This is a genomic window from Glaciecola sp. XM2 (assembly GCF_018595715.1).
Lineage (GTDB): Bacteria > Pseudomonadota > Gammaproteobacteria > Enterobacterales > Alteromonadaceae > Glaciecola.
In genome coordinates this window covers 62,054-84,095 of sequence record NZ_JAHEOJ010000020.1, presented here as the reverse complement: position 1 = coordinate 84,095, position 22,042 = coordinate 62,054, and the positions used below count along the sequence as shown (strand labels likewise).

The 22,042-nt window shown below is 45.0% G+C and carries 18 protein-coding genes and 1 pseudogene; 10 read left to right on the top strand and 9 right to left on the bottom strand.

Translation table 11 applies throughout. The annotated features are described in order from the left end of the window. The first annotated feature begins 13 nt into the window (after nucleotides 1-13). The 5 genes and pseudogenes from surE (at nucleotide 14) to KJ365_RS05060 (ending at nucleotide 3,979) form a co-directional block, all read left to right on the top strand. Nucleotides 14-766: a 5'/3'-nucleotidase SurE gene (gene surE / locus KJ365_RS05080; protein WP_214450552.1), complete on the top strand. Its 753-nt coding sequence runs from the start codon at nucleotides 14-16 to the stop codon at nucleotides 764-766. Nucleotides 767-770: 4 nt separating this feature from the next. After that, entirely contained in the window at nucleotides 771-1,409 is a 639-nt protein-coding gene (locus tag KJ365_RS05075) for a protein-L-isoaspartate(D-aspartate) O-methyltransferase (protein WP_214451285.1), read from the top strand. Nucleotides 1,410-1,550: 141 nt separating this feature from the next. Next, nucleotides 1,551-2,360 carry a peptidoglycan DD-metalloendopeptidase family protein gene (locus tag KJ365_RS05070; protein WP_250884039.1) on the top strand — a complete coding sequence of 270 codons (810 nt, stop codon included), beginning with the start codon at nucleotides 1,551-1,553 and terminating at the stop codon, nucleotides 2,358-2,360. Between the two features lie 46 nt (nucleotides 2,361-2,406). Further along, a pseudogene (rpoS, locus tag KJ365_RS05065) lies at nucleotides 2,407-3,393 on the top strand (RNA polymerase sigma factor RpoS); the annotation flags it as partial. 64 nt (nucleotides 3,394-3,457) lie between these two features. Continuing rightward, a complete protein-coding gene (locus tag KJ365_RS05060; protein ID WP_214450549.1) occupies nucleotides 3,458-3,979 on the top strand; it encodes a hypothetical protein in 522 nt (173 codons plus the stop codon). On the opposite strand, the gene folA is transcribed toward KJ365_RS05060, so the two are convergent. The 4 genes from folA to KJ365_RS05040 form a co-directional block, all read right to left on the bottom strand. After that, nucleotides 3,949-4,416, bottom strand: a complete 468-nt coding sequence (gene folA / locus KJ365_RS05055) for a type 3 dihydrofolate reductase (RefSeq protein WP_250884093.1) — start codon at nucleotides 4,414-4,416, stop codon at nucleotides 3,949-3,951. The two genes, KJ365_RS05060 and folA, sit on opposite strands and share 31 nt — an antisense overlap. Before the next feature lie 51 nt (nucleotides 4,417-4,467). Beyond that, nucleotides 4,468-4,920: a GNAT family N-acetyltransferase gene (locus KJ365_RS05050; protein ID WP_214450547.1), complete on the bottom strand. Its 453-nt coding sequence runs from the start codon at nucleotides 4,918-4,920 to the stop codon at nucleotides 4,468-4,470. 62 nt (nucleotides 4,921-4,982) lie between these two features. Beyond that, nucleotides 4,983-8,087 (bottom strand): efflux RND transporter permease subunit, encoded by a 3,105-nt coding sequence (locus tag KJ365_RS05045; RefSeq protein WP_214450546.1) that lies wholly within the window; start codon nucleotides 8,085-8,087, stop codon nucleotides 4,983-4,985. After that, nucleotides 8,087-9,166 carry an efflux RND transporter periplasmic adaptor subunit gene (locus KJ365_RS05040; protein ID WP_214450545.1) on the bottom strand — a complete coding sequence of 360 codons (1,080 nt, stop codon included), beginning with the start codon at nucleotides 9,164-9,166 and terminating at the stop codon, nucleotides 8,087-8,089. The genes KJ365_RS05045 and KJ365_RS05040 overlap by 1 nt, the downstream gene beginning before the upstream one ends. 276 nt (nucleotides 9,167-9,442) lie before the next feature. Between KJ365_RS05040 and pnuC the strand changes: the two genes are divergently transcribed. Together pnuC and nadR are read left to right on the top strand one after the other, a co-directional pair. Further along, nucleotides 9,443-10,237, top strand: coding sequence for a nicotinamide riboside transporter PnuC (gene pnuC, locus KJ365_RS05035; RefSeq protein WP_250884038.1), 795 nt, complete (start codon nucleotides 9,443-9,445; stop codon nucleotides 10,235-10,237). Next, nucleotides 10,230-11,267 carry a multifunctional transcriptional regulator/nicotinamide-nucleotide adenylyltransferase/ribosylnicotinamide kinase NadR gene (nadR, locus tag KJ365_RS05030; RefSeq protein ID WP_250884037.1) on the top strand — a complete coding sequence of 346 codons (1,038 nt, stop codon included), beginning with the start codon at nucleotides 10,230-10,232 and terminating at the stop codon, nucleotides 11,265-11,267. The genes pnuC and nadR overlap by 8 nt, the downstream gene beginning before the upstream one ends. A 124-nt stretch (nucleotides 11,268-11,391) precedes the next feature. Here nadR and cgtA read toward each other — a convergent pair whose 3' ends face one another. From cgtA to rplU, 3 genes are all read right to left on the bottom strand, one after another. Beyond that, nucleotides 11,392-12,552 carry an Obg family GTPase CgtA gene (gene cgtA, locus KJ365_RS05025; protein WP_214450542.1) on the bottom strand — a complete coding sequence of 387 codons (1,161 nt, stop codon included), beginning with the start codon at nucleotides 12,550-12,552 and terminating at the stop codon, nucleotides 11,392-11,394. A 191-nt stretch (nucleotides 12,553-12,743) separates the two neighbouring features. Next, nucleotides 12,744-13,001, bottom strand: coding sequence for a 50S ribosomal protein L27 (rpmA, locus tag KJ365_RS05020; protein ID WP_214450541.1), 258 nt, complete (start codon nucleotides 12,999-13,001; stop codon nucleotides 12,744-12,746). 15 nt (nucleotides 13,002-13,016) lie between these two features. Then, a complete protein-coding gene (gene rplU / locus KJ365_RS05015) occupies nucleotides 13,017-13,328 on the bottom strand; it encodes a 50S ribosomal protein L21 (protein ID WP_214450540.1) in 312 nt (103 codons plus the stop codon). Nucleotides 13,329-13,574: 246 nt separating this feature from the next. On the opposite strand from rplU, the gene ispB reads away from it, so the two are divergent. Then, nucleotides 13,575-14,546 carry an octaprenyl diphosphate synthase gene (gene ispB, locus KJ365_RS05010; protein ID WP_214450539.1) on the top strand — a complete coding sequence of 324 codons (972 nt, stop codon included), beginning with the start codon at nucleotides 13,575-13,577 and terminating at the stop codon, nucleotides 14,544-14,546. A gap of 12 nt (nucleotides 14,547-14,558) precedes the next feature. Here ispB and KJ365_RS05005 read toward each other — a convergent pair whose 3' ends face one another. Together KJ365_RS05005 and KJ365_RS05000 are read right to left on the bottom strand one after the other, a co-directional pair. Continuing rightward, a complete protein-coding gene (locus KJ365_RS05005) occupies nucleotides 14,559-15,035 on the bottom strand; it encodes a MarR family winged helix-turn-helix transcriptional regulator (RefSeq protein ID WP_214450538.1) in 477 nt (158 codons plus the stop codon). A gap of 29 nt (nucleotides 15,036-15,064) precedes the next feature. Continuing rightward, on the bottom strand, nucleotides 15,065-17,035 hold the full coding sequence (locus tag KJ365_RS05000) for a BCCT family transporter (protein ID WP_214450537.1): 1,971 nt from the start codon (nucleotides 17,033-17,035) through the stop codon (nucleotides 15,065-15,067). Nucleotides 17,036-17,314: 279 nt separating this feature from the next. On the opposite strand from KJ365_RS05000, the gene KJ365_RS04995 reads away from it, so the two are divergent. Next, nucleotides 17,315-19,963, top strand: coding sequence for a TonB-dependent receptor (locus KJ365_RS04995; RefSeq protein WP_214450536.1), 2,649 nt, complete (start codon nucleotides 17,315-17,317; stop codon nucleotides 19,961-19,963). Between the two features lie 99 nt (nucleotides 19,964-20,062). After that, nucleotides 20,063-22,030, top strand: a complete 1,968-nt coding sequence (locus KJ365_RS04990) for a tetratricopeptide repeat-containing sulfotransferase family protein (RefSeq protein ID WP_214450535.1) — start codon at nucleotides 20,063-20,065, stop codon at nucleotides 22,028-22,030. The last annotated feature ends 12 nt before the right edge of the window (nucleotides 22,031-22,042 follow it).

Here is a 22,042-nt window from a genome sequence, read left to right as displayed (position 1 = left end):
AGTAAGGAAAGACATGCGAATTCTATTGAGCAATGACGATGGTGTATATGCCGAGGGTATACACACTATGTATCAACACTTATCTGAGCACTTCGACGTCACTGTGATTGCACCAGACAGAAACTGCTCTGGAATGAGCAACGCCCTATCGCTGCATCAGCCCCTGCGTGTTCAAAAAACCGAAAAGGGATTTTATTCGGTAAACGGCACACCATCTGACTGCGTGCAGCTTGGTGTTAACAGTGGACTTTTTGAAGAGCCTGACTTAGTGGTTTCAGGTATTAATCACGGGCCAAATCTTGGAGACGATACCGTGTATTCAGGCACCGTGGCGGCTGCCCTTGAAGGACGCCACCTTGGGCACCCCGCGATTGCTGTGTCGTTATGTGCTAAACAAGATCAGCACTTTGACACCGCCGCCGCGCTCACCGTAGACATTATTAAGAAGCTCAAAGGTCATCCGCTACAAAACAATCAAATTTTGAACGTTAACGTCCCTAACCTTCCGCTTGAGTCAATTAAAGGTATAAGAGCCACGCGCTGCGGCAAACGTCATCGCGCTGAAACCATGGTGGAAGATACCGACCCATTTGGTAATCGCATCTTTTGGTACGGACGCTTAGGAAACGAGGCTGACGCAGGCACGGGAACGGACTTTTATGCCATCAAGCATGGATATTGCTCAGTCAGCCCCCTATCTACAGATATGACGGTGCATGACCAAATCGATAGCATGAACACCTGGCTACAAGAATATGTTAGATGAGATGATGATCAAACCCACCCGCAAAGGCCAACAACTTGCTGCTTTACTAAAGCACGAAGGTATCTCTCACCCACGAGTATTAGAGGTAATCGCCAGTACACCACGAGAGCTATTTATACCTGACGCGCTCAAACATAAAGCATACGAAAACAACGCCCTACCGATTGGTCAAGGGCAAACGATTTCGCAACCTTACACGGTAGCTAAAATGACCGAACTGCTACTAGGGCAAAAAAATCATGGACAAACGGTTTTAGAAATCGGCACGGGCTCAGGATATCAAACCGCAATTTTGGCTCAGCTATTTAATAAGGTCTACACCGTTGAGCGCATCAAAGCTTTACAATTTCAGGCAAAGCGCAAAATGAATCAACTCGATTTGCATAACGTGCACATGAAGCATGGTGACGGATGGGAAGGCTGGAAAAGCAAAGCGCCATTTGATGCCATTATTGTCACTGCGGCGGCATCTACATTACCCGAGGCTTTGCCTGCCCAGCTTTCTAATGAGGGTACGCTAGTGCTACCAGTAGGCGAAAAACAGCAGCAATTGAAACACATTCGCCTAGAGCAAGGAGAGTGGATGGAGCAAACTATCGAAACGGTAAAATTTGTGCCATTGATTGCCGGAGCTCTTAGCTAGATAATGTGAGTGCTTAACATAGCTCTTAACCCGGTTAGTATTAACGAGATTAAAGTGCTCGTCCTGTTTGCTTGGCCCGTAACATACTATCGTTAAGCCAAGTCAATCGAGTAAATGAAAGGAAATTTAAAAGGAATGATAATGCGCGTGTTCGTGGTTTTTATTTGCAGCATGCTTGTAGCCTCTTGTGCAGGCAGATTTGAACCCGCACCAGTAGTATCGCTCTCTACGCGTCTTGCCTCCGAAAACAATCTGACTGAAATTACCGGCAACACTTATATTGTTCAGCCTGGTGACACACTCTTTGCCATTGCGTTTTATAGTGGAAATACATATCGTGAATTAGCAAAAATCAACGGTTTATCAGCACCTTATACGATAAACGTCGGGCAAACATTGAAACTGACCGCCACTGAGCCGCCCCCTCATACCCGACCTAACATTGATTTAGCACAAACTAATACACCGAAGTCAGATATAAGAGTTGACCCTTTACCTGCACAGGCGTATGGTGAAGGTGAAAAGGAAAAACATCGGAATAATCATAAAGCACACAACAAATCCTCGATAAATTCTGTTAAACGACGATGGGTTTGGCCTGCCTCAGGCGAGCATACGATAGCAACCGTCGGTTCAGATGGTACTAATCGAGGCTTAGACATCAAAGGGTTACTTGGCAGCAAGATAACCGCAGCAGCAGACGGAAGGGTCGTTTACGCTGGAAATGCACTGAAAGGATACGGGAACTTAATCATCATAAAGCACGATGATGAGTACTTGAGCGCATATGCTCACAACGATAGCATTTTGGTAAGCGAACAAACATATGTAAAACAAGGACAGCAAATTGCCACAATGGGCCAATCTGGGGCTAGTGAGGTAATGTTGCACTTTGAAATACGTAAGAAAGGTAAATCCCAAGACCCGTTTATCTATTTGCCAGATATATAAAGAATTTAAAAAGCATTGGTTTTAATTATTCAACCAATGTCACAAAAAGGCGGAGACGCACATGATGACGCAAAGTTCTGAAACCGATAGCCGAGATGTAGAAGGGCTCGATTTTGAAGCAATCGAAGATAGCACCGACGACAACCAAGAAGAGGCAAAACCTTCAGAGGTCAAAGCAGAACCGGTATCCGTTAAGCAGTTAGACGCCACTCAAATCTATTTGAACGAAATCGGTTTCTCTCCCCTATTGAGCGCCGAAGAGGAAGTAAAGTTTGCTCGTGAAGCCCTCAAAGGGAATGTAGCTTGTAGAGAACGCATGATTGTCAGTAATTTACGCTTAGTCGTCAAAATTGCTCGACGCTATAACAATAGAGGCTTAGCGCTTCTTGATCTTATCGAAGAGGGTAACTTAGGCTTAATAAGAGCCGTTGAAAAGTTTGACCCGGAGCGCGGCTTTAGGTTTTCCACCTATGCCACATGGTGGATACGCCAAACTATTGAGCGAGCCCTGATGAATCAGACGCGCACCATTCGTTTGCCTATTCATATTGTGAAGGAGTTAAACCTTTACTTGCGCACCGCTAGAAAGCTGCGTCAAGAGCTAGATCATGAACCTACGCCAGAAGAAATTGCAACTGAGACGGGTGAGCCAGTCAGCAGCGTACAACGCATGTTAAAGCTCAATGAGCGCATCAGCTCTGTCGATATGCCTATTGGTGGAGACGGTGACAAAGCCCTGCTCGACTTAATTGCCGATGAAAACGCAAGTGGCCCTGAAACCCAATTACAGACCAATAATATCAAAACCAGTATTGTAGATTGGCTTGATGTGCTTAATTCAAAGCAAAAAGAAGTGCTTGCTAGGCGTTTTGGTCTGCTAGGACACGAAGCCGCAACGCTCGAAGAAGTAGGTGTTGAAATCGGTCTGACCCGCGAGCGCGTGCGTCAAATCCAAGTAGAGGCACTGAAAAGATTGAAAGAAGTGCTTAAACATGAAGGTCTAAGTATAGAGTCACTGTTTGGCGTTGAGTAAACGCCAAACCCTTACTCTGAAAAGGTCGCTCGCGGCTTCTAGACAAAATGTGTTGGTTCATTAAATGGCAGCAATTCGATTATTAGCGTCCGCCGCAGTAGCATTTATTTTTTACAGCGCTTGGGCATTTTATGCCAATAGCCTGGTTACGCAAGATCAAGCTATACTTGTCAAAGCCGCCCTTGTTCAAGGGATTTACAGTTCGGCGATCACCCTCTTTTTTAGTATATTACTAGAGTTTTTCCACGCGAGGCTTGCGCAAAAAGGTTTATGCTTAACTTGTATCATTCCATGCTGGTTCGTAGATGACCGAGACCACCCATCGCCGGCGCGACAGAGTATCCAAAGCGCTTTAGAGAAATTAAGAACGAAATTCAAGGGCAATGAAATTCCTGGCATGTTAATCGTGCCATTACCGGCCCTATTGATTCAAAGCGTCTTGGTCATCGCCATTAATGTGATATTTGCCACGCCAAATTTATGGCTTACGGTTGCACCGTCTATTTTCTTTAGTGGGCTTTATGGATACAGCTACAGCATTGCTTTAAGCCGCCGTCAGATGCGCGCCAATGTCACAAACTCGTAGTTATACGGGTTTTTATCGTCTTTTTGATGAGCGGCACGTTCAACCTCATGCCAATTACCGTCACCGTGCCAGTCAGGAAAGTGTGTATCGCCGGTCACCACTAAATCAATAAATGTCAGATATAAATGCGTTGCTTGAGGCAGAAATGTCTTATAGATAGTGCCGCCGCCTATGATCATGACATCATCTGATAATGGCTCTGCTGCGGCTAAAGCTTCCTCACAGCTGGCCACTACAAGCGCGTCATCGAGCTGATAATCTTGCTGACCGCTAATCACGATATTTTGTCTACCAGGTAAGGCTTTGCCTATGGACTCATAGGTTTTTCTGCCCATGATCACCGGCTTTCCTAATGTCACTGCTTTAAAATGTTTTAAATCTGCAGACAAATGCCATGGCATCTGATTGTCTTTGCCAATGACTCTGTCTTTTGCCATGGCGGCAATTAACGATACTTTCACTAACGCTGTCCTTTGAAAATCGAGATATTAGGTTTTAGTCATGTCGACATGCATAATACCATCTTCAGGATAATGCGCCGAGACTTCTTTAAAGCCAAATGCTTGATACAAGTGCGATAAATGACTTTGGGCGCCAATGGTCACCGCTCGATTCGGCCATATAGTGGAGAGCGTATCTAAGCTAGTTTGAATGATTTCACGACCAATGCCCTTGCCCCTTATCGACTCGGCGGTTAATACTCGACCTAAACTAGGGTCATCATAACTTAAGCTAGGCGGTAAAACTCTCGCATATGCAACGAGGTCATCAGCTTGATACCATAACAGATGGCGGGTTTGTGAGTGCAGGTCTTTATTGTCAATATCCTGATAGACACACTTTTGTTCCACGACAAAGACTTCGCTGCGAAGCCGCAACATTTGATAGACCTGCAGTGCATTGAGTTGTGCAAAAGTAGCACAGAGGTGGGAAAGCTTCATAGTTGGCCTTTAAACAAATATGTGTGCCCTGAGACCACAGGGCACAAACAAACTAGACGAACTTAGATCTGCTTCTCGGCTGCTTCTAGTTCACGATTAAGGCGTAACTCCTCATCTGCACGAGGCTTAGAGAAGCGCGCGAGTGCATAGTATAGCACCGGGGTAAGGAACAGTGTAAAGACCACGGCTAAGCCAAGTCCACCAAATACGACCCAACCAATTGCATTTCGAGCTTCTGCACCAGCACCAGTCGATAAGATAAGCGGTAAGCCTCCGAGTATTGTCGAGACCAACGTCATCATAATCGGACGTAATCTCACCTTACCCGCTTCGATGATCGACTCTTTCACTTCCATACCTTGATCGCGTAGCTGATTGGCAAATTCCACTAGTAGAATGGAGTTTTTCGCCAACAAACCAATTAACATCACCAAGCCAATCTGCGAATAGATGTTGACCGACGTGCCCGTTATATAAAGCGCGTAGATGGCCGCTGCGATCCCAAACGGCACGGTCAATACGACTACCACAGCACTGTTAAAGCTTTCAAATTGTGCGGCAAGTACCAACAAAACAATCAAGAAAGCCAATACATAGGTGAGCATGACCTGTTGATTAGTTTCTTGGAAAGTTTGCGCCTCACCTAAAAATATAACGTTTATGCCACTAGGTAGGGTTTCGTTTGCCAAGTCTCTTATCGCCGTCACGGCCTGTTCAATAGTGACTTCGGCAGGCAACTCCATTTCAAGCTCAATAGCGCGGCGCTGAGCATGGCGCTCAAGTTCTGCGGCTACGCCTTCTTCTGTTACAAAGGCAACACTCGACAATGGCACCAAACTGCCGCTTGATGAACTCACGTAAAGATTTAGCAGATTCGATGGGTCTAGTGAATTACGAGAATCCGCTTCCAAAATAATCGGTACAGCTTGGTCACCCACGTTCAAATCAACGATATTGTCACCATTAATAGCCGAGCGAAGCGTTCTTGATATATCGTTAAATTCGACCCCTAGCTCCTCGGCTCGACGACGGTCAATATTTACTCTCAGTTGCGGCTGAGTTGGCTCATAAGAAATATCTACATTACCGAGCTCTGGTAATCTTTCTTCAATCACTTTAGCAAAATCGAGCGCAGCTTGATATATCTCTAAATAGCTCTCACCGGTGAGCGCCATTTCAAAACCGCCACCAAATCCACGTAAATTCAAGCTGTTTGAACCAAAAGCTCGGCCAGGGGCACCGGGAACTTCAGACAATATTGGACGCAACTCGTTGATGATCTCTTGTTGCGAGCGCTCGCGATCTTCCCAATCAACTAGCGGAACGGTAATAAATAGAACGTTTGGATCCCAACGTCCGACAACCGTATAAATAGATTCGATTTCACTTTGAGCGACATTAGGGAGTAACAGCTCTTCTGTGGCGATGGCTTGGCGATCCATAAAATTAATACCGGTACCATCTGGGCCTCTGGCAAATACTCGAATGACACCTCTATCTTCTGTAGGCAACAATTCGTTCTCAAGCTCATTGAAAACATAATACGCGCCACCCGCTATGCCTACGCAAAACAGTACAACCACAAGGGAATACTTCAGTACAAAGTGCAAAGAACGTTCGTAACCATTCACACAGGCGGTTCCAAACTTACTAAGCAGACCTGGCGCTTTCTGTTTGCTCAGATCAATTGCCGGGATTTTTGCAGTTAGCGCTGGCACCAACGACAGTGCTACGAACGATGAAATGATTACACCGCCAGCAAGCACACCACCAAACTCTCTAAATAGTCGTCCGGCAGTAGACGGCAAGAATGCAATAGGTACAAATACAGCAACAAGCACTGCAGTAGTGGCTACCACGGCAAAAAATACTTCTCTTGTGCCGATTACCGCAGCGGCTCTCGCACCCATACCGGCTGCTCGGCGGCGCTGAATGTTTTCTGATACTACTATCGCGTCGTCAACAATCAAGCCGGTGGCTAACACTAGCGCTAAAAGCGTGAGAATATTGATAGAAAATCCAAACGCCCACAAAAGCGCTAAAGACCCTACTAGAGAGACGGGGATAGCCAAAGCCGGGATAAGCGTGGCTCTGAATTTTCCAATAAAGACCCAAAGTGTGCCAATTACCAAAATAATAGTTAAAACGAGTGATTGCAAAACTTCATCGACCGAGTCTCTAATAAACTCCGCATCATCCGACGTTACGGTAAGTTGGAGATCTGGGAAGCGCTCTTTGAGGCCCTCCACCAGCATTAACACTTCATCTGAAATTTCAATTGTGTTGGAGCGGGCTTGCCGGATAACTCCCAAGCCAATGACGGGTTTTCCGTCTAAGCGTACAATGCTTCGCAAGTCAGCTGGACCAAAATAAACATTAGCAACATCGCCAACCTTCACATCACCCGCAATCACAATGTCACGGACGTCCTGCTCTGACACGGATGTTGCGTCGGCTCGCACTATCAACTGCTGGTCAGTAGAACGAATGCTGCCTGCTGGCACATCAAAAGGCGCAGTACTAAGGGCTGCAGCCACGTCAGAAATCGATAATTGAAAACTAGTTAAGCGCAACGAATCAACGCTGACCCGCAATACTCGCTGACGGTCGCCGTCCAAATTAACATCCGCAACCCCAGGAATGTTTAAGAATAATGGAGATAGGTCGGTTTCAACGATATCGGTCAGGGTTTCCAAATCGTATCGGTCGCTTGATACTGCGATGTTTACTACCGATTGGGCGTCGTTATCGGCTTTGATGACCGACAGCTGCTCTACTTCGTCTGGTAATCCTCGCTGCACCCGTGCAACAACCTCACGGGTTTCGTTTGCGGCATCTTCAATATCCACCCCAGGACGAAACTCAACACGCACGCGGCTGCTGCCTTCTTCAGAGTCAGCTCTGATACTTTTAACCCCGCTAACGCGCGCTACGGCCCCTTCTAAGCGACTCGTTACTTCTGAGTCTACCGTTTCAGGCGCTGCCCCTGGATAATTTGCAGAGACAGTTATAACGGGGCGATCAACATCGGGTAACTCACGAACTTCAAGACCATATAATGCTGCAATACCGGCGGTAACAATCAACAAGTTAATAACAAGAATGAGTACCGGACGGCGAATCGAAAGAGAGGGTAAATCATCTTTGAAAAGAGAGTTCTTAAACATTAGCCTGCAATCCTTGGTTCATCTGCTTTTTTGCTCATCATCGCGCCATTGTCAGGATAGGTCAGAGGCTGTCCGGCACGAAGGCTTTGAATGCCCTCTACGATGAGACTTTCACCATCACGTAGGTCACCTGATACCAGTATACGGCCACGCATTCTTTGCTTCACTTGCACATCTACGCGCTTGGCCTTATCGTCTTGGGCCAACCAAACATAGGCACCAGAGGCACCCCATGAAAGCGCCGCTTCAGGGACCGCGACATAACGCTCTCCGCGCACCGCTAGACTAACGCGAAAACTCATACCTGGCCGATATTGATCGTTCGTGTTATCGAGTAATGCTCTGACCCGAATAGTTCTATCTTGCAAATTGACTCGTGAATCAAGCTCACCAATTTTAGCCTGCAGGGATACCGTGCGGTCCGTCCAAGGTTGTAACTGTACGTCTGGCTTTTCCATCAAATACGTTACCGCTAACTCGGGGGCTACAAAATTAACGAATAGCTCGCGTCTATCATCAATAGTCGTGACTTCAGTTTGTGCCGTCACTCTGTCGCCCACCTCAACATCCGTGAAACCTACTACACCATCAAAAGGTGCTCTTATTAGTCTATCTTCTTTGTTTTCTTTTGCTTCTTGCAGTGCAACTTTCGCTAGCTTTGCAGCGGTGTCAGCATCGTCTAATTCTCGTTCTGTAACCGCGCCTCTTGCAAGGCTTGCCTTTACGCGTTCTAAATTACGTTGGGCGTCGACTAGTTGAATTTGTGCACGCTCAATGTCTACATCTTGTAGGCGACTGTCTAACTCAACTAGAATATCTCCTTTAGCGACATTTTGACCTGGCACGAAATTTACCGCAGTCACTTCATCAGCGACACTTGGGAATAGAGTTACCGAACGTTTAGCTTGGGCGCTGCCAACAGCCTCAATTAGTGTGCTTTCATATTCAAAACTTAGCGGCTCTACAGACACAAGACGTGGACGGTCGCCGCCTCTAAACTGTGCCAGCGAAGAAAAACTACTTAATAGGAGCGCGGCAAAAAGTGAAAATGAGATAAGTCGAACTGAAAAGACAGACATGCGATATATTATCCTACGTAAAAAAAACGTTAATTCTTTGAGAACTAATTAAGTACGCTTGAAACTGTAAAGCGGACGTTTTCGATCACATTTGTGACGAAAAAACCCACTAATCGTTCACAACAATATAAAAAAGTTTGTAGCTGGTGTAAGCGAGTTGTTAGTGTTGACAGCTATATAACAACCTGCGCTAATTGGCCAGATAGCACTGTAGTTGCTATTGTTATGTCGTTTGTTATTCCACATTATCGTTAGAGAGAATTCATTTTGTTGCTTTTGTCTGATCTACAGCGCTTAAATCCATTAGAGCGCCGTTGGCTACAGCTTTTTCTGATTACTATTTTAAGCACCACGATTTGGTTTAGCTGGCAAGGTACCGATTGGCAAAGTAACCAATCCATTGTGTTGAACTGGTTGGTCAGCCCCATCAGTGCAATTAGCGGTGTGCTTTGCGTAGTCATGGTTGCTAAGGGCTTATTGTCGAACTGGATTTGGGGCTTAATCAGCGCTTCAACCTATGGCTTTTTAGCATGGAAATCGGGCTACTATGGCGACTGGTTAATTAATTGGTTTTATTTTTTACCGGCTCAGTTTTTTATCTACTTTACTTGGCGACGCAACTTAGAAAGTACTAGCCAAATCATTATAATGCGCCGCTTAGGCTGGCACTGGCTCTGGGTCGTTGTACTAGTGCTCTTCGCAATAATGTTGCTAGCAGGTGCATTACAAAACTTAGATGGGTTCTTCTCCGATGCATTAAAACGCAACTCCTCAGTCTACGATAGCTTAGCATCGCTCAGCGGTTTTAATATAGCTGGGCCGCTTCTCGACAGTTGCACGGTTATTTTACAAATTACAGCACAACTGTTGATGATTAGAATGTTTGCCGCGCAGTGGCCCTTTTGGATTTTAACGAATATCCTTACCATATTTGCTTGGGCGCTAGTATTAACGACCGACCCGAGCTCAGCCCCATACGCGGTGCCCACACTGATTATGTGGGGTGCGTTTCTCATTAATTCTATCTATGGCGCAATCAGTTGGCATAAAGGAGCACAACAAAATGACTAATGTGGGGGTTTTCCCAGGCAAGTTTTTACCACCGCATCGCGGACATTTAACGGCGATCCTGAGGGCTCATGCACTTTGTGAAAAACTGTATGTAGTGATTAGCGAACGTAGTGTAGAAGATGGCGAACTTTGCCACACAGCAGACATCCCCTATCTTGATGGCGTTTTACGCCAGCGCTGGTTATCCCAAGAGCTACAAGGCTTGGATATCACCGTGTTGTTGCAAAACGAAGATGCCATCGCCCCCTTTCCTCAAGGTTGGGGCGACTATGCGACATTGTTGCAGCAGACGGTTCCAGAAGCGTTTCAAGTGATTTTTGGAGGTGAAGAGGATTATCGTACAGGTCATAAGGAGCACTTTCCAAACATAGTCTATAACGTGCTAGACCCGCAGCGTATGCAGTGGCCTATCAGCGGCACAGAGATCCGAAATCGGCCTTATTTACACTGGGATTATATTGCCGGCGCTGCCAGACCTTTTTTTGCGCGCAAAGTGTTAATTACTGGGCCGGAATCTTGCGGTAAAACCACCTTAACTCGCAAATTGGCTAAAGTATATTGCACCTCATGGTCAGAAGAGCTAGGCCGTGATTATCAAGAAGACGTTGTTGGCGGTAACGGCGACCTCTTTAACTTAGAAGATTTTAATCGCATCACCCACTTACAGTATGAGCAAGATTGGCATGCGCTTCGTAGCGCCAACAAAGTGTGTTTTTTTGATACTGACGCCGTAGTAACCGCGTTTTTCAGTAAGGCATTTTTAGGCGACATTGCTAGTAGGGTTGAAAGTTTTATCGACCCATTAAAATATGATTTGATTATTGCCCTAGAGCCCACGGTGCCATGGGTAGCTGACGGTATGCGTGAACTAGGCACGCCCGAGTTGCGCAAACAAAGCTTTGAACAATTAATTGCGTTGTACCAGCAATATGGTTTTCCGGAAGACCGTATTTTGCGAGTGAGCTCTTCGGACTATTACGAACGATTAGAGACCTGTATGAGTGCAGTAGATGCCTTATTACACAAGTAGCACTTCCACATGCTTTCGACAGAATTTATAAAAACAAATAAATGAAATTAAGAAGTCTCACGCTATTTATAGAAATGAAGACTCATTTTCATAAATAGCGTGCAAATAACCCAAATCATTTGGATTATTCGTTGGTATAAATCACATTGGGATGATCATCATCCTCGTCGTCATCTTCATCATCATATTCATCTTCAGCGGCTTGTATGAATTTGGCTTTTTGAGGTTTATCCCAAGAAAAGTCAATTTCTTCATCGGTTTCAGTAAGATCTTGTGGCCCAAGCTCATCGATAAATTCCATAATGTCTTGGCAAATTTCCATCACGCCAAGTTTATGAAACGCAGAAATTTGATAGTAATCCTCATCCCAACCCATTTGCTCAGCAATGTCACTGCACAGTTGCTCTGCTTCCTCTTCAAGCATTAAATCGACTTTGTTAAACACTAACCAACGAGGTTTTGCAGCTAATTTTGGACTATAGGTTTCTAATTCATTGATGATGGTAAGCGCATTTTCAACGGGATCTGAACCGTCTGCAGGCATAATATCCACTAAATGCAATAAGATTCGACAACGCTCTAGATGCTTCAAAAACTGAATACCTAAGCCGGCCCCTTCAGAGGCGCCTTCAATAAGTCCTGGAATATCAGCAATGACAAAGCTCGCTTGAGAATCAAGACGAACCACACCTAAGTTTGGCACTAAGGTTGTGAAAGGATAATCAGCTACCTTGGGCTTAGCAGCTGAAACGGAGCGAATGAAAGTAGATTTACCCGCATTAGGAAGCCCTAAAAGGCCTACATCGGCGAGCAGCATTAGCTCTAATTGCAAGCTTCGAACTTCACCGGGTGTACCATTCGTTTTTTGACGAGGGGCACGGTTAGTACTGGTCTTAAATCGTGCATTTCCAAGTCCATGAAAACCACCTTGGGCAACTTTCATACGCTGACCATGAACCGTTAAATCACCAAGTACTTCTAAGGTTTCCTTATCGGTAGCTCGCGTACCTACCGGTACTTTGAGTATAAGGTCTTCGCCTTTGCGCCCGGTGCAGTCACTGCCTTGACCGTTTTGTCCGCGCTCTGCTCTGTGAAAACGTTCAAAGCGATAGTCAATCAAAGTATTTAGGTTTTCATCTGCTTCAAGAAACACGCTTCCGCCATCACCGCCGTCTCCGCCATCTGGGCCGCCTCGAGGGATATATTTTTCACGTCTGAACCCGATAGTGCCATTACCACCATCGCCTGCTTCAACGCGTATTTCTGCTTCATCTACAAATTTCATTTTCTGTTACTCTGATTGCCTAGGGTCAGACTACTAAAAACCCCGTGTATGAGCAATCTCTGTGCTCATACATATGCCAAACCATTGCTGGCCAAATATATCGCCTACCGATGCCACGCTGCGATATAGGCGTGAGTGCTGAGCAAAAAAAACCCCGCGACAGCGGGGTTTTTGCAATCGATTTAAGCTACTTATTCAGCAACAATACTTACGTACTTGCGATTCTTAGGGCCTTTTGTTTCAAATAAAACTTTGCCGTCAGAAAGAGCGAATAAAGTATGGTCTTTACCAATACCCATGTTATCGCCTGCATGAAACTTAGTGCCACGTTGACGAACAATGATGTTACCCGCCAATACGTCTTGGCCACCGAAACGCTTAACGCCTAGACGTTTACTTACCGAATCGCGACCGTTTTTAGTACTACCACCAGCTTTTTTATGTGCCATGTGTTCGTCTCCCGCTTATGCTGTTATTGCAGTGATTTTCACTTCTGTGAACCACTGACGATGTCCCATCTGTGAGCGTGAATGCTTACGACGACGGAACTTAACTACTTTAATTTTTTCACCACGACCATGAGTCACTACTTCTGCAGTCACTTTGCCGCCATTTACATAGGGCGTGCCGATTTTAATATCGTCACCATTGCTAACCATCAAGATGTTATCGAACTCTACCGCTTCACCCGGCGCTACTTCGATCTTTTCAAGACGAACGGTTTGACCTTCGGCCACACGGTGTTGTTTACCACCACTTTGGAAAACCGCGTACATAATTTACTCCGCTCTGCGCACAACTGCGCTCAATTCAAAAAACAGGGCGCGAATTGTACGTAATGTTTGACAAACTCGCAAGGCTTATCTACCGATATTTGTACATTATCTTGCATAAACCTAGCTTGGCTTGCAAAAATGCCATAAAAACATTGGTAATTTATACATTTAGTAGCCGAATCGCGAGATAAATGTAACAATATTTGCCATAAATAAACAATGATTTAAGTAACCCACGGATTCAGATTGGATTTAGATAGCATTCGCAAGCTTTCAGATAATGATATGAAAGCGGTCAACCATCTTATTGGTCAACAAGTTAGCTCAGATGTCGCCTTAATTAATCAGTTGGGGTTTTACATTGTCAACAGTGGCGGAAAACGCCTTCGCCCTTTACTTACCGTGTTAGCAGCAAGGGCACTGAATATTCAAAATGAGCAACACCATACCTTAGCGGCAATTATTGAATTCATTCACACTGCCACCCTCCTTCATGACGACGTTGTCGATGAGTCAACAATGCGACGTGGTAGAGAGACCGCAAATGAACTGTTTGGCAATCAAGCCAGTGTCTTAGTGGGCGACTTCTTGTATTCCCGCGCATTTCAGATGATGGTTGAATTAAAACGTATGCGCGTGATGGAAATACTGTCTGACGCAACAAATCGCATTGCGCAGGGCGAAGTCATGCAGTTAATGAATTGCAACGACCCCGACACCTCACAAGAAAGTTACCTTGAGGTCATTTACAGCAAGACTGCACGCTTGTTTGAAGCTGCTACCCAGCTTGCCGCTGTATTGACCGACCAGCGACACGACATCGAAGTTGCAATGCAAAACTACGGAAAACATCTTGGCACCGCATTTCAGTTGATAGACGATGTGCTCGATTACACTGCACAAAGCGAAGACATGGGTAAACAAGCGGGTGATGACTTAGCAGAAGGCAAGCCCACACTGCCCTTGTTACATGCAATGTGGAATAGCGAAGCACAAGATGCTGAGCTCATCAGAGAGGCGATTGAGAAAGCCAATGGCATGGAGCACTTTGACCATATATTAGATGTGATGAAACGTGCTGGTTCAATCGAATATACCCGCGAACTTGCTGTCGCAGAATCCGAAAAAGCAAAGGCCGCGATTGAGATTTTACCTGAGTCAATTTACAAGCAATCACTCATAGGTTTAGCGGACCTTTCTGTCAATCGCGATAGTTAGACGCGGAAAGTACTACACTTTGTCTTGAATACTACCCACTTCTAACATGGGGGATGCATCGATATCATGAGCGTCCATCATTCTGGCAATGCGCTGCATCGTTGCGACCATCTGACTTTGCTCCCACTCTTCTAACTGATCAAAGCGGTTGATGAAATGCTCCTGCAGCGGTAAGGGAGCAGTAGCTAACATTTGCTCACCCGCTGGACTTAAAAATACTCCAACCCTGCGCTTATCTTCAGTACTTCTGACTCGCTGAACTAATGCCTTTACTTCAAGGCGGTCTAAAATACTCGTCACCGTTGCAGGGCTAAGGTTAATGTTTTCAGCGAGTTGCCTGACCATGATGCCCGGCGTCTTGCCAATGTTTTGCATCACCAACAGCTGCGGGCCGGTAAGTCCCGCTTCTTTGTTAAGCTGCCTAGAGCGCAAGTCAATTGCTCGTATAACTCTCCTTAGTGCAATCAGGAGTTCTTCGTCTTTTTGCATAAACACTTCCTCTTCATCAACACGCGTGATTACCTAACAAGGTGCAAAAAGTGCTGATGCTTGTGATACTGATCAATGATGTCATGGATGACAGCATTACTTGACCATCCCATGATGTCATAATCCTGTCCACCTTCACTCAGATGAACTTCAGCGCGATAATAGATTTGTTCATCATCTTCGTCTACTGAATCATCATCATTTTGCACAAAATCGGGTTGATGATGCTTGGTGCGATGCACGCCATAGATAAAATCTTGTTCTTCACCTAAAAATACATAGAGCTCTACCGATCTATCGAATTTTCTGATCTCAGTTTGTATACCATGACCTTTCAACTCTTTCGCAACAGACTCAAATGCTTTCATTACAATAGATTGCTGGTATTTTTCTACCGCTTGTTTATTTGGGAAGTTGACAATATTTTGTAACCTTTCTTGCCAAGCCTGCTCATGCTCTATTGGATAAGACGGCGATGCATTAAATTGCAGTGATTCACGCTTGTACTCATCAACTCTTAAAGCTTTAATCAACCCTATTAATGATAATAAAATAACCACAGCAAACGGCAAGGCCGACGCGATTGTCATGGTTTGCAATGCTGTGAGCCCACCTGCAGTAAGTAAAATGGCAGCAACAATCCCCACACCTAAGGCCCAATAAATACGTTGCCAAACGGGTGTATCATTTTTTCCGTGAGAACACAGCATGTCGACTACCATGGCGCCAGAGTCACAGGAGGTTACAAAGAACACCACGACCATCATAATTGCGATGCCTGACAGCACCTCGGTCATAGGGAAATATTCAAAGAATAAGAACAAGGCCGCAGAGGTGTTGTCGTTGACCATAGAGCTAAGCCCAAGGGTGGGGTCGCTGATGATGGCATCAATCGCAGTATTTCCAAAAACCGTCATCCATAATAATGTGAACGCAGTAGGAATTAATAATACCCCTAGAACAAACTCTCGAATGGTGCGACCGCGCGAAATACGCGCAATAAATAAGCCCACGAACGGCGCCCACGCAATCCACCAGCCCCAATAGAAGATAGTCCATCCACCAATCCACTCGGTTTTATCATAAGCAAATAGGTTAAATGTATTGCGCACAATATCAGACAGGTAGGCACCAGTATTTTGTAAATACGCCTTAAGCAAAAACACCGTAGGGCCAAGTAGTAAGATAAATACGAGTAAGGCAATGGCCAGAATCATATTAGCTTCTGACAACCGTCTAATCCCCTTATCAAGACCCGAAACGACCGAGACTATCGCGATGGCAATAATACCGGTCATTAATACGATTTGATGAAAGGTCGAGACCTCTAGCCCAATTAGATAATTTAATCCGCTATTAATTTGAGATGCCCCCAAACCCAGTGAAGTCGCAACGCCAAATATTGTGCTCACCACTGCAAAAATATCGACGGTATGGCCGGTCCAACCGTAGATACGGTCGCCAATCAGCGGATAAAGAGCAGAGCGCATTGTCAGAGGTAAGTTATGTCGAAAGCTAAAGTAAGCGAGGACTAAAGCCACCACAGCATAGATGGCCCAAGCATGGAATCCCCAATGAAAGAAAGTCATCTTCATGGCTTCTCTGACCGCTTCGGTGGTTTCGGGAGTTGCTGTGGGAGGTGCGAGATAGTGCATTACCGGTTCGGCAACACCAAAAAACATGAGACCAATACCCATACCTGCTGCGAACAACATCGACAACCACGTGGGTAAAGAATAATCCGGAAGCGCATGATCCGGCCCTAGCCTGATGGTTCCATATCGAGAAAACCCAAGATATAAAACCGTTACAAGTATTACTGCAACGCTTAATACATAAAACCAGCTGCCATTGGCAATGATAGAAGACTGCGCGAGGCGAAAAACCTCATCTGCCTTTTGAGGCGTGATAACGGCAAACAATAAAAGAGCCAAAATAATTAGAGAAGCGGGAATAAACACCTGTTTATTGAGTGGAGATTGCGTCTTACTTTGCTGCACGCACTAGTTACCTTTGAGCTGAAAATCAATGGTGAGCAGATTAACGCAGATTCAGATAAATTACTAATTGCACCTGCACAAATTAATTGTACAAGATGTATTTAATATAAAAATCCGCCCAAAAACATCGAAAAAACTCCGTAAATCGCTTAAAAAGCGAGAAAATATTACATCGTGTTCAAACTAATTTGCAGTTTAATTGCAACGTAGTATCATAGGAGAGTTATTACACATATTAAATTTTGACAACTAAAAACATACTAGGGGTAAAATACTTTGATGCTCAAAACTAAAACCAGCTTAGCCGTCATAGCCGCACTTGCGTCGTCTGGCGTTTATGCACAAGAGCAAAGTACGACTAAAGCAAAAATCGAAACCATTGAAGTCACGGCGACTAAGCGTGCAGAATCAATACAAGACGTGCCAGTCTCTGTCACCGCTTTAAACGGCGAAGCACTAGAAACGCTAGGTATTGACGATTTTAATGACTACGTTGAGTTTTTACCGAATGTGACTTTCCAAGGCACAGGCCCAGGACAAAACGAAATATATATCCGCGGCGCCGCAACGACCCAAACCAATATTTCAGTTTCTTCAGTACAAGCATTGCAGCCATCTGTTGCCCTTTATCTAGATGAGCAACCTATTTCCATGCAAGGTCGTAATCTAGATGTGTTCGCCACTGATATGGAACGCATCGAGGTTTTACCTGGACCACAAGGGACACTGTTTGGCGCTAGCTCACAGTCTGGTACCGTAAGATTGATTACTAAAAAACCTGACCACTTTGGTTTTTCTGCTGGTGTAGACACTGACTTCTCGGCCACCAAAGGCGGCGAAAACAGCAATTCAGTTGAAGCGTTTTTCAACTTCGTGCTTACTGACGATATCGCAGTAAGGGTAGCAGCATACAATTCTAGACAAGGCGGATGGATCGATAACATTCGCAACGTTCCTGGTGAAGGCGGATACATTGGTAGCGCAGTCGTTATCGATAGAATCTCTGGTGGCGTTTTATCTGATCCAGAAAATACACCAGTCATCTCACCAAACAACGATGCATTAGTCGAAGATGACTTTAACGATGCTATCTACTCAGGTGCTCGTTTTGGTTTGTCATACATTATCAATGACGACTGGTCGCTACTTGTTCAGCACACACAGCAAACCCTCGAAACAGAAGGGGTTTTCTCATATGATCCGAATCTTGCTGGAGAGTCATCAACTAATCGCTTCATTCCAGAAGATAATGACGACGAGTTTGGGTTGACCACTTGGACCTTAGAAGGCCGTTTAGATAAGCTTGACGTGGTTTACACAGGTGGGTACTTAGATCGTGAAATTAATTCAACCATTGATTACACCGGCTACACCAATGGCGGTTTGTTTTCAGCATATTATGTATGTAATCACTACGAAGCGGCCACTCCTGCTGACGAGCGCTGCCTAGACCCAACAAAATTCTATAAAGAAGAAACAAGTACCTCTCGTATGACACACGAGCTAAGGGTGAATACCGACGTTGAAAATGACTGGCGCATCACCGCAGGTATTTTCTATGATGAACAAGACGTAGATACCATAGGCTTGTTTAACATCGCTAACACTGAGCTAGGCTTTTTCACCGACCTTCAAAGAACCACGGTAGGCACAGATGGCATCAACAGTGACGGCGGCCCTTTCCCGTCAGAAATAAGCTTTATCAACGATGTTCGCCACGGCATTGACCAAATTGCGGTCTTCGGTCAGTTAGAATATGACCTTACTGAAACATTAACGGCAAGCTTAGGTGCTCGTTGGTATCAGATCGATGATATCTACAAAGGCTCTACTAGCACCGTTGACGTCAGTCGCAGATTACAAGCCTTTGGCACCTTAGATCCAACCGAACTTGCAGCAGTTGGCCTTGACCCTGCAGCGGTTCAGGAAGCCGTAGCCAGCGGACAGTTGGAAGTTGATCTGCTTGACGATGATGGTGTGCTAACCGTTGACGATACCATCTTCAAGTTCTCATTAGACTGGAAACCGATGGATGACTTGTTGTTGTTTGCAACCTACTCAGAAGGTTTTAGACCGCCGGTGACAAACCGTGTCGGTGGCGGACTAGCTACCAATCAACAAGGCGCGTTCACCGACTTTAGGATCCCCGTTTATTCACTTACCGATACTTTGGATAACTTCGAACTCGGTATGAAGGGTGATTTCTTAGACGGTATCTTACGTGTTAATGCCACCGCGTTTTACTCTGAAATCACTGATTTACAAACATCACGTTTTGACCCAACCAATATCAGCTTCTTGGTATTTACCGACAACGTCGGCGATGCTGAAATTAAAGGTTTGGATTCAAACATTACTTGGTTAGCGTCTGACAACTTAGTTATCGATGCAGCATTTAGCTTACTCGATACAGAGCTCACATCAATTAACCCAGAGTTACAAGGCATTGCTCTTCCTGTTGGGGCAGAACTGCCGTATTCAGCGAGTTTCTCAGGTAACTTACGTGCGCAGTATTTCTATGAACTAGACGGCGGCTTAAGTGGCTACATCAACGGCTCAATTTCATATACCGGCGATAGATTGGCGGGAATGAATATGGATGCCTTCGTGGTTGAAGATGCTACGCAACTGGTTTACGGCACAGGCTCTGGGCTACCAATTCAACAAGAAGCCGCGGTTTACGATGGTGTGGTATATCCTGATGCAAACGGCAATACCTTCAGAGGTGGTCGATATGTGCAAGAAAGCTATGCTATTGCAAACGTTGCCTTTGGTATTACCAATGATGAATGGAAAGCTGAACTTTACATCGATAACCTCTTTGACGAAAGTGCTGTGTTATATATAGATACGCAGCAGTTTACGCCAAAAGTGGTAACCAACCGTCCTCGCACAATAGGTGTTAGATTGTCTTACGACTTCTTCTAACATACATCGAGCACAAATAAGGCAAGCATCTCGCTTGCCTTATTTTTGCAAGCTTGTAGCCTAATATAAGCTTTTACAAAAACGCTACTGAGATAAGCCGTGACACCAGAGCAAATAATTAAACAAGCGATCAGCAAAGGGCAGTTTGTTGACGCCATACAAGATGCTGAGCGCCAACTTAAGACCCTTGATAACTCGCAACATAAAGCACAAATCATTGAGCTTTTATACCTTAAAGGGGTGGCGTACCGTTTATCTGGCAATTTACAAAATGCGATCGATTGTCAAAAGCGAATTTTGTCTTTGCATGCCAGTCACTCGCGCGCTCATCAAGAGCTTGGTTACGTTTACCGAGCAAGTGCAAAACCACTTGAGTCAGCGTCTCATTTCTATCAGGCAACGCAGAGTAACCCTGCGTTGTTATCGAGTTGGAAGACGCTTTATGAACACTATAAAAGTACCGATAATCAAACTGCGTTGAACCTTGCTCAAGTGCAACTGGATTATTTGAACGCTTTGCCAAAGCCTATTTTGCATGCAAGGGATTTAATGTATGAAGGTCAGCTGCACAAAGCCAACCAACTTTGTCGCCAGTATTTGCAAACTGACAAACATCACCCAGAAGGCATGTTGCTACTGGCAGAGATAGGCATTGCCCTAAAAGTCTACGGCGAAGCAGAGTTTCTACTTGAGAGTTGCCTAACGCTTTATCCTGAGCACAAGGCGGCCGGTATTGAATATTTAAAACTCTTAAGCAAAATGGGCCGGTTTCAAGCAGCAAAGGACCTAGCTGAAAAACTCGATGCAGCCCACCCTGCACACCCTCCTATCATGGTAGCTAAAGCGAGTGCTATGGTGGGTCTTGGAGAAATTGACGCGGCCATTGAACTATACCAGGCACTGTTAGCGAAAACGCCTGAACAGGCTGGCTTACAGCTTTTGCTTGGGCATGCATTTAAGGCCGCTGGAAAGCTAGACGACGCTATTAGGGCCTATCAAACAGCATACAAACAAAAGCCCGATTTTGGCGACGCTTATTGGAGCTTAGCCAACACAAAGACTTATGTGTTTAGCGATACCGAAATACAAGATATGCAAACACAAGCGAACTTAGATATTGATGAAGATGACAAAATTCATTTTTACTTCGCGCTAGGCAAGTCTTATGAAGATAGAAACGCGTTTACCGAATCGTTTGAGTATTACGCAAAAGGTAATGCACTAAAACAAGCACAAACCGGATATAAGCCACAGGCACTAGAGACGCAGATTAACAAACAAAAACAGGTGTTTATATCATCTGTTTTTGCTCAGTTGGAAAATCAAGGGTGTCAGCGCCCCGACCCTATTTTTGTACTAGGCTTACCGCGCGCAGGCTCGACTTTATTGGAGCAAATTTTAGCCTCTCACTCACAAGTAGATGGCACCATGGAGCTGCATAACATTCTTGGATTAGCCGCAAAACTCAATGGGCCTTCCAACCGCTACCCAGAGATTATCACTAGCTTAAAACCTGACTACTTCGCTCGGTTTGGAGAGCAATACTTACAAGAGACACAGGCATATCGTGGCAATGCACCGCGCTTTATCGATAAAATGCCTAACAACTTTATCCATATTGGTTTAATCAAGCTGATATTACCAAACGCAAAGGTAATTGATGCGCGTCGCGAACCGATGGCATGTTGCTTTAGTGGCTTTAAGCAACTCTTTGCTGAGGGTCAAGAGTTTACCTATGGTTTGGATAATATCTCTCACTACTACAAGCATTATGTAGAACTTATGAATCATTGGGATGAGGTTTTACCCGGTTTTGTATTGCGCGTTAAGCATGAAGATGTCATCGAAGATTTGGAAGGCCAAGTAAAACGGATGCTCGATTTCTGCGGATTGCAGTTTGAACAAGCGTGCGTCGATTTTCATAAAACCAAGCGCACTATTAAAACACCTAGCTCAGAGCAAGTGCGCCAACCTATTTTCAAAGACAGCATGTTACAGTGGAAAAATTACTCAGCGCCATTACAAGAAATGCATGATTTCTTTGTCGCTGAGGGCTTAATCAAGTGAGCATTTAAGCGC